The organism is Treponema sp. (genome assembly GCF_017430385.1).
In the GTDB taxonomy this organism is placed as follows: Bacteria; Spirochaetota; Spirochaetia; order Treponematales; family Treponemataceae; genus Treponema_D.
Map to the genome: position 1 here is coordinate 1 of NZ_JAFRNB010000071.1, position 8,494 is coordinate 8,494.

Annotated in this window: 10 protein-coding genes; all 10 read left to right on the plus strand. The window is 45.3% G+C overall.

Annotation, left to right across the window (positions count from 1 at the left end; genetic code table 11):
* A partial coding sequence (locus tag IJJ71_RS04805) for a methyltransferase (RefSeq protein ID WP_296845632.1) occupies positions 1-410 on the plus strand: 410 nt, incomplete at its 5' end.
* A 244-nt stretch (positions 411-654) separates the two neighbouring features.
* Positions 655-1,425 carry a ParA family protein gene (locus IJJ71_RS04810; RefSeq protein ID WP_296845633.1) on the plus strand — a complete coding sequence of 257 codons (771 nt, stop codon included), beginning with the start codon at positions 655-657 and terminating at the stop codon, positions 1,423-1,425.
* The gene (locus IJJ71_RS04815; RefSeq protein WP_296845635.1) at positions 1,418-2,500 is read left to right on the plus strand and encodes a ParB/RepB/Spo0J family partition protein; all 1,083 of its coding nucleotides are present in this window, start codon (positions 1,418-1,420) and stop codon (positions 2,498-2,500) included. Before IJJ71_RS04810 ends, IJJ71_RS04815 begins: the two co-directional genes overlap by 8 nt.
* Before the next feature lie 5 nt (positions 2,501-2,505).
* Positions 2,506-4,002, plus strand: a complete 1,497-nt coding sequence (locus IJJ71_RS04820) for an ABC transporter substrate-binding protein (protein WP_296845636.1) — start codon at positions 2,506-2,508, stop codon at positions 4,000-4,002.
* Positions 4,003-4,052: 50 nt separating this feature from the next.
* A complete protein-coding gene (locus tag IJJ71_RS04825) occupies positions 4,053-4,994 on the plus strand; it encodes an ABC transporter permease (protein WP_296845638.1) in 942 nt (313 codons plus the stop codon).
* Complete coding sequence (locus IJJ71_RS04830; RefSeq protein WP_296845639.1) at positions 4,991-5,797, plus strand: ABC transporter permease; 807 nt, start codon at positions 4,991-4,993, stop codon at positions 5,795-5,797. The genes IJJ71_RS04825 and IJJ71_RS04830 overlap by 4 nt, the downstream gene beginning before the upstream one ends.
* A gap of 351 nt (positions 5,798-6,148) precedes the next feature.
* The gene (locus tag IJJ71_RS04835) at positions 6,149-6,385 is read left to right on the plus strand and encodes a type II toxin-antitoxin system Phd/YefM family antitoxin (RefSeq protein WP_296845640.1); all 237 of its coding nucleotides are present in this window, start codon (positions 6,149-6,151) and stop codon (positions 6,383-6,385) included.
* A gap of 6 nt (positions 6,386-6,391) precedes the next feature.
* Positions 6,392-6,805 carry a type II toxin-antitoxin system VapC family toxin gene (locus IJJ71_RS04840; protein WP_296845641.1) on the plus strand — a complete coding sequence of 138 codons (414 nt, stop codon included), beginning with the start codon at positions 6,392-6,394 and terminating at the stop codon, positions 6,803-6,805.
* A gap of 9 nt (positions 6,806-6,814) precedes the next feature.
* A complete protein-coding gene (locus IJJ71_RS04845) occupies positions 6,815-7,588 on the plus strand; it encodes an ABC transporter ATP-binding protein (protein WP_296845642.1) in 774 nt (257 codons plus the stop codon).
* A 54-nt stretch (positions 7,589-7,642) separates the two neighbouring features.
* On the plus strand, positions 7,643-8,434 hold the full coding sequence (locus IJJ71_RS04850; RefSeq protein WP_296845644.1) for an ATP-binding cassette domain-containing protein: 792 nt from the start codon (positions 7,643-7,645) through the stop codon (positions 8,432-8,434).
* Positions 8,435-8,494: the final 60 nt, after the last annotated feature.

The window sequence follows — 8,494 nt, forward strand, 5'->3', positions numbered from 1 at the left end:
CAGACATCATCATAACGCTCCACGCCTGTGACACCGCCACCGACTACGCCTTAGATTACGCAATCCGCCAGAAAGCAAAGGCAATTCTCTCAGTTCCATGCTGTCAGCATGAAATCAACAGCCAGCTTTCATCAAAATCCGTTCCGACCGACTCACAGTTCGCCTCGCTTTTAAAATACGGTCTCATAAAAGAACGATTTTCCGCCCTCGCGACCGATGCCATCCGAGCCGAAGTCTTAGAAAGCAAAGGCTACAAAGTGCAGATACTCGAATTTATAGAAGAAAGTGCAACCCCAAAAAATCTTTTAATCCGTGCAGTGCGTAACAAGGCAGAAAATCCTAGCTTTAAAAGCAGTTTGCTTGATACGCTGCAAGTGCATCAAACACTCGCGGATTTAGGGAAGTGCTGATTAACACTTGAAACGATTAATCAGCACTTCCCGTCAAATTGCCGCAACTTGTTATGTTGCGGACAATTAGCAACATTCAAGGTTAACACTGAAAAATCCGCAATCGGATTTATTCAGTGTTTCCTTAGAACTGAAATAAGGCCGATTTCTCCTTAATTAACACGAATTAAAAAATCCGTGAAACATTTAAATTGTTTCACGAAACACTATATATTTTAATTTAAAATTACGATAATATAAATATATGGGAAAGATTTTTGTTTTTGTTAATCAGAAGGGTGGCGTTGGCAAAACAACTTCCGCTATTAATATTGGCGCGTACATGGCTCAACTTGGTAAAAAAGTTCTGCTCGTGGACTTCGACTCTCAGGGCAACATGTCAACAGGTGTTGGAATCACAAAAGACAAGCCTTCAATTTACGAATTCATGGACGATGATTCGCTTGCTGACACTGCAATCAAACATACTGCCGTTCCGAACCTCGATGCGATTTGTGCGGACGAGGACTTGGCCGGAGCTGCGATTGAGTTTGCGGATGCGACAAAAGTTCCTGTGGACAAGCGCGATTTTATCCTTAAAGAAACTCTTGAACCTCTCAAAAGCGTTTACGATTATATTTTGATTGACTGCCCGCCTTCCCTCGGCATTTTGACTACGAACGGTCTTACGGCTGCGGATGCGGTTTTGGTTCCGATGCAGTGTGAATATTTTGCTTTGGAAGGAATAACGCTCCTTTTGCAGACTGTAAAACGAGTTCAGTCTACGACAAATCCGAACCTTGCTTTGGGCGGAATTTTCTTTACGATGTATGACAGCCGCACCCGACTGGCTCAGGATGTCGTAAGAAATGTCCAGGCATATTTCAAGGATGCTGTTTTCAACACAATCATTCCACGAAACATTCGTCTTTCAGAGGCACCTTCTCACGGTCAGCCGATTTGTCTTTACGATCCGGCTTGTGTTGGCGCAAAAAGCTACAAAAAACTTGCGGAAGAGGTAATCAACCGTGGCTAAGAAATTCGGTCTTGGGGCAGGTGTTGACGCGCTCATGGGAAAAGCAGGCCTTAGCGCAGACGACTTCGTGCCGAATCACAATCACGAGGAATCTCACGAATCCCACGCAGAAGAAAAAACTAATCCGGCGGCAGAGGCTCAGAATGTAGCTCAGGAGCAATCTCAGGCACAGGAAGCAGCCCAGGCTGTTGTAAAGGCTGTCGAAGCAGGAAACATCCCGGAAGAAGTTGCCCGCGGAGAACGAAAATTGCCGGCTGGAATCAATGTTGATGAGAACGGTCAGCTTTGGGTCAGCGTTGATTTGCTCAAGCCGAACCCGCATCAGCCGCGAAAAGAATTTGAAGAAGAAGCACTTCACGAGCTTGCAGATTCAATCCGCGAGCACGGAATTTTACAGGCAATCACAGTTGAGGATGCTGGTGACGGTTCCTTCTATATTATTGCCGGCGAACGACGAACTCGCGCTGCAAAAATTGCGAATCTTGCCGAAGTTCCTGTTCAGCTCCGAAAATACTCTGACCAGAAAAAGCTTGAAATCGCCCTTATTGAAAATATTCAGCGTGAGGATTTGAACCCAATCGAAGAAGCCGAAGCTTATTACGAGCTTATGGAACTTTCAGGATTGAGTCAGGAGCAGGTTGCGGCTCGCGTTGGCAAAAACCGATCGACCGTTGCGAACGCTGTCCGACTTTTGAAATTGCCGGAAGACATGCGCGCTTCTCTTGTTCAGGGGCACATCACGGCGGGACATGCACGCGCACTTCTTTCCGTAAAAGATCCGGCTGACATGCGAATTCTTTTTGCAAAAATCATCGGAACAGGAATGAATGTCCGTGAAGCCGAAGAAATGGCAAGGGCATTGAATGAAGGAGCCGGAAACGGTGTCAAACCTGCAAAAGATTCGAAAGAATCCCAGAAAGACCCGAATCTCGTTGCTCTGGAACAGCAGTTCATTGAAAAACTCGGAACAAAAGTACAAATCAAAGGCAACATGGAGCGCGGAAGCGTAGAAATCCAGTTCTTCACAAAAGACGATTTGAACAGAATTTATTATTTGATTTGCGGACAGGAATAAAAACAATGAAAAAATCAATTTTTCTCTCTATTATTATGGCTTCTTTGATGCTGTTTTTTTCGTGCGGCAGCAAGGATTCCAAAGATGTTCTTCGCATGAATGTCTCTTCGGAGCCGGATTCATTTTTCCCGTGGGAGTCTGCGGCGGCTGATACGGCGGCGATTTATTACAACATTTTTGACGGACTTCTTTCTTTTGACGAGCGGGGCAAGATTCACCCTGCCCTCTGCGAATCTTACGAAATTTCTGACGACAAGGTGACTTACACATTCCGTTTGCGCAAGGGCGTTAAGTTCCATAACGGTGCGGATTTTACGAGCGCGGATTGTGTTTACACTTACGAAAATCTTGCGGGCTTGAACGGCAACACTGTCAAATCAGACATGATGGCTCGCGACATTGAATCGATTTCTGCGCCAGATGAACACACTTTTGTGATTAAGACAAAAAATCCTCTGGGCGGCTTTTTGGCACTCAATTTCTGCCCGATTTTGCCGGTCGGTTACACAAATCATGCAGAAAAACCAATCGGAACAGGCGCGTACAAATTCGTAGAGTACCAGCTTCATCAGAAAGTCGTGCTCGAAAAGAATGAAAATTACTGGAACAGCGAGAACGAGCCTAAAATTCCTCGGATTGAAATCTATGTTATGAGCGACGAGAATGCGATTCTTTCGGCATTGCAGACCAAGCAGCTTGATATCGGCCAGATGCTTTCAGCAGAGAATGCAAAATCCCTCGAAAAGAAATTCCAGCTTTTTTCGGCTCCGCAGAACATGGTTCAGGTGCTCGGACTCAACAATTCAGTAAAACCGCTCGACAATCCTCTGGTTCGACAGGCAATCACAATGGCCGTAAACAAGGACGAGATTATTGCAGGCGCGATGGGCGGATTCGGAACAAAACTTTACAGCAATTTCTCACCGATTTTGGGCGAGTACTACAATGACCGCCTTTCCGAAGTCTACAAAAATGATGCGGCTACGGCAAAAAATCTTCTTGCATCGGCCGGATTCACAAACGGATTTGATTTGGAAATCACAGTTCCGGGCAACTACAGGATTCATGTTGATACAGCTCAGATTATCGCAAAGCAGCTTGAGCAAATCGGCATCCGCTGTCACATCAAGACTGTTGAATGGACGACATGGCTCGATCAGGTTTACACAAAATTTGACTATCAGGCGACGGTGATTGCTTTTGGCGGCAAACTGGAGCCAAGCGAAGTTTTGAGACGATATTACTCTTCTTACAAACGAAATTTCACCCGCTACAACAATCCTGTTTTTGACGAGACTTTCACAAAGGCTGATCAGGAAACAGATTTGTCAAAGAGAATCAAATATTACAAATACTGCCAGGAATTGCTCACAAAATCAGCACCGGCCGTCTTCATCGCGGACCCGAACAACACAGTCCTTCTCCGAAAAGATGTCCGTGGCTACGAAACATATCCAGTGCTGTTCTACAATTTCGCGAAAATGTATTTTGCTGGGGAGTAGGAAGCGGCCTTACGCTGATGTACGCAAAAAGGACGCATTTAAGGGAAGTGATGTTTTATCTTAAAAAATTTCTTGATTTTCTCACGACTCTTTTTTTGATTTCGCTCCTCACTTTTCTGACTTTTCAGCTTTTGCCGGGCAATCCGGCTCTTGCGATTTTGGGGCCAGAAGCTGATTCCGCACAAATCACCGCGCTCGAACAGAAAATGGGCTTGGACAAAAGCCTTCCAGAACGATACATTTCGTGGGCTTGGCAAGTCGTTCGCGGAGATTTCGGCACTTCCTATCAGTACAATCAGAGCGTTTCCAAGCTGATTCGTGGAAGTTTTGCCGTCACTCTGAGCCTTGCTTCGGTCACTTTGCTTTTTACAATGCTGATTGGATTTTTTTTCGGCTTTTTGTACGCTTATATTCGCAAAACCAGATTTTTTAAGCCGCTCGTTTCAATCCATTCGATTTGGTTTTCGGTGCCGTCGTTCTGCACTGCCCTTCTTTTGATTTTGATTTTTTCGGTTAAGCTCGGACTTTTCCCGGCGATGGGATATTCCAAACTTTCACAGGGATTTTTTGCGTGGCTTCATTCTCTTGTGCTTCCGGCTTTTTCGCTTTCTCTTGGTTCCGGGGCGATTCTTGCGCGCTACACGACCACGAGCATTTTGAATCAGGGAAAACAGGATTATGTGCGCACGGCTCGCAGCAAGGGGCTTTCGGAATGGGGCGTGATTACAAGGCATATTTTGCGGAACGCACTTTTGCCATCCGTTACCACTCTCGGCCTGATTATGACAGAAATTTTGGGCGGAAGCATCATCGTCGAGAATGTTTTTTCTCTTCCTGGGATTGGTCGGCTCATCGCAAGCTCAATTTCCACACGCGACTTCCCGTTGATTCAGGCTCTCGTACTTTATCTGGCTTTGATTACACTTTTCTGCAATTTTCTGGTCGATGTGATTTACACGCTGATTGACCCGCGAGTGAGGGCGATGAAATGAAACGATATTTTCAGAACAAATCTTTCCTGCTCGGTTTTTGTCTAGTCGCATTTTTCGTGATTTTTATGATTGCAGGGATTTTTCATCTTCCTTGTGACCCGAATTTTCCAGATTCGAGCCAGAAATTCGCTTCATTTTCAGCAAAACATTTGCTCGGCACTGACCACCTCGGCCGCGATGTGCTTTCTCGTCTTTTGGTCGGCACCCGGATTTCTTTTGGAATCGGATTTGCGGTGATGATTTTCGGCTGCGTGGCTGGGATTTTGCTTGGCTCGGTTTCGGGCTATTTTGGCGGATGGTTTGATTTAGTCATTCAAAAACTTGTCACGGTTCAGATGGCTTTCCCAGGAATCCTGCTTGCTCTCATGCTGATTGCAGTTTTTGGCACAGAACCCAAAATTACGATCCTCGCGCTTTGCATAATGAGCATCCCACGATTCACAAGAATTACGCGGGCAAGTTTTTTGAAGTACAGGAATTCGCTTTTCGTGAAGTCGGCGCGGGCAAGGGGTGCTTCTCACGCAAGGATTATGCTCGTTCACATTTTGCCGAACGCGCTCCCGGAAATTCTGGTGACTTGCTCGCTTTCGTTCGCTCTGGCAATTCTGAGTGAGTCAGGCTTGAGCTACCTCGGTTTAGGAATCCAGCCGCCCGCCCCAAGTTTCGGCAGAATGTTGAACGACGCACAAAGATTCATTTTCAGCTCTCCGCAGGGCGTTTTAATCCCGGCCTTTTTCTTGACGGCTCTGGTCGCAGGCTTTAATCTGCTCGGCGACGGAATCTCGGAAGTGAACGGGGAATAGGGATGATTTGTGTCGCTCCCTTCGGGTTGATTTTTTATTTTACAAAGTTAATCGTTCGATTTTACATTCGTGGGTCTTTTTTTCTTCCGAAATTTATCAGAACGGTAAAGTCTGGCTCGAAGCGGCTAATTCTGTAATCCCGCTGACGGCCTTCCTTATGGCGAGGCGATTACCGGCACTAAAGACCATGCGGATTATTGGGAAGAACTTCACTCTGCTGGCGAATTGTCGGTTTTGCCGCAAGCACAAACTTTGAGCAGGACTTGCACTACTGCGATTTTAATGATGAGCAGTGGGAAGCGTTGTGAGAGCATAACTTGACAAGTTGACAACTTATGATATACTTAAACCATGATTCAGATGACCGTTGCGGATTTTAAGGCGGATTTTTCCTCAGTTTTGGCTCAGGTTCAGATGGGCGAGCAGTTCCAGATTCTTTTTGGCCGCTCAAAAAAGCCTGTTGCCATTCTTTCACCGCTTGAATCCTCAAAGAAAAGGCGTGTACTTGGCACTTACGAAGGAAAAGCGAGCTTTTCAGAACAAGGCGACGGTAAAATTACACTGGAAGAATTCTTGGGCGAGGAGTAAGTTTGTATGGAAAATTCAGTCGGCTACCTCTTAGATACGCACACTTTTTTGTGGTCATTTTTGAATACGGGCGAGCTTTCTTCAAAAGTCCGCGATATTCTTGAATCAAACGAAAATCCGGTATATGTGAGCACGATTTCTTTCTGGGAAGTTGCGATTAAAGAGCAACTCGGAAAATATTCTCTAAATGGAATCAATTCGATTTTGCTTCCGAATATCGCCAAAAATTACGATTTTGAGATTCTGAATCCCGATGCTTATGATTTTATCACTTACAAGGAGCTTCCGCCCCAAAAATATCACAAAGACCCTTTCGACAGAATGTTGATTCATCTTGCAATCCGCAAAAATCTCGTGATGCTAAGCCGCGACCACAATTTCCCTTTATACGAACCGAACGGATTGCAGTTGGTGTGGTGAGTTTTTCTTATGCTCTTTCAAATCAATCACCTTTCAGTAGAATTTTCTCTCCGTGAAAAACGCACGCCGATTCTTCAGGATATTTCGCTTTCGGTTGATGAGGGCGAATTTGTGGCCTTGATTGGCGAGAGTGGCAGCGGAAAGACGATGACTTCACTTGCCACGATGCACCTTCTCCCTGAGAACATTTGCATGACCGGCGGCGAGATTCTTTTGGGCGGCAAAAATATTTCTTCAATGGACGAAAAAGAATTCCGAGCCATTTCCGGCAAAGAAATTTCGATGATTTTTCAGGAACCGATGACAAGCCTCAATCCTCTGATTCGGGTTGGAAAGCAAATTGAAGAGAGCGGACTGATTCACGGCATGAAAAAGGACGTGGCTCGCAATAAGGCGGCGGAACTTGCACGACTTTCGGGGCTTTCGGACACAGAGCGGATTTTACGAAGTTTTCCACACGAGCTTTCTGGAGGCATGAAACAGCGGATTATGATTGCGAGCAGTCTTATGAATTCCCCACGACTTTTGATTGCCGATGAGCCGACAACAGCCCTCGATGTCTCAACTCAGGAAGAAATAATCCACATTTTGCAGAATTTGCGGGAACAGCGGAACACGGCGATGCTTTTAATCAGCCATGATTTGAGCGTGGTCAAAAAACTTTGCTCGCGGGTTTACATCATGTATAAAGGGCGGATTGTTGAATCTGGCAGCACGGAAGAGATTTTCAAAAATCCCCGGCATGAATACACTACAGCGTTAGTTCAAGCAGTCAGCAAGTAGCAGGCTGCAATTAGCAGTGAGCAGTGAGCAGTTTTTTTGGGAAGTTTTGTTTTTATGGAAGAAATTTTTAAGTGTGTCGATTTAGTTAAGACTTTCTCCGGCAAGAGCGGGGCTGTTCGGGCTGTTGACGGGATTTCTTTTTCTGTCGGGCGCGGTGAGATTTATGGACTTGTGGGCGAGTCTGGTTCAGGCAAGTCTACGCTTGGAAATCTCCTCTGCTCTCTTGAAAATCCTGATTCCGGGAAGATTTTTTTTGAAGGTCAGGATATTTCTCTTTTTAACCGCAGAAAAATGCTTGAATTCCGCAAAAAAGTGCAGATTATCTTCCAGGATCCGTATGCTTCACTCAATCCCAAGCACAAAATCGGCTCGATTATCGAAGAAGGTCTTAAAATCCATAAAATTGGCGAAAATTTCCAGGAACGCAAGCGGCTTGTAAATGAAATGCGTACTTTGGTCGCGCTTCCGCCAGATGTTCTTGAAAAATATCCTTCGGAGCTGAGCGGCGGTCAAAGGCAGCGGGTCGCCATTGCAAGCGCGATGATTCTCCGGCCAGAATTTGTCGTGTGCGATGAATGTGTGAGCTCCCTCGATGTTCTGATACAGGCTCAAATTCTCAAGCTCCTGAAAGGAATGCAGAAATCTTTCAAACTGACCTACTTGTTTATCTCCCACAATCTTAAAGTCACGGCGCGCCTGGCTGACCGAATCGGCGTGATGTACAAAGGCAAAATCGTGGAAGAAAAACCAATATCAGAATTGCTAAGAAATCCAGAACATCCGTATACAAAAAAATTGCTTGAAGCCGCAGATTTATGCTCTGATTTTAATAATTCTTCAAATTGACATATTTTTTTATTTAATATAGTCTTAACTTCATGGAAAATGTTTCTTTTGGTACTCTGG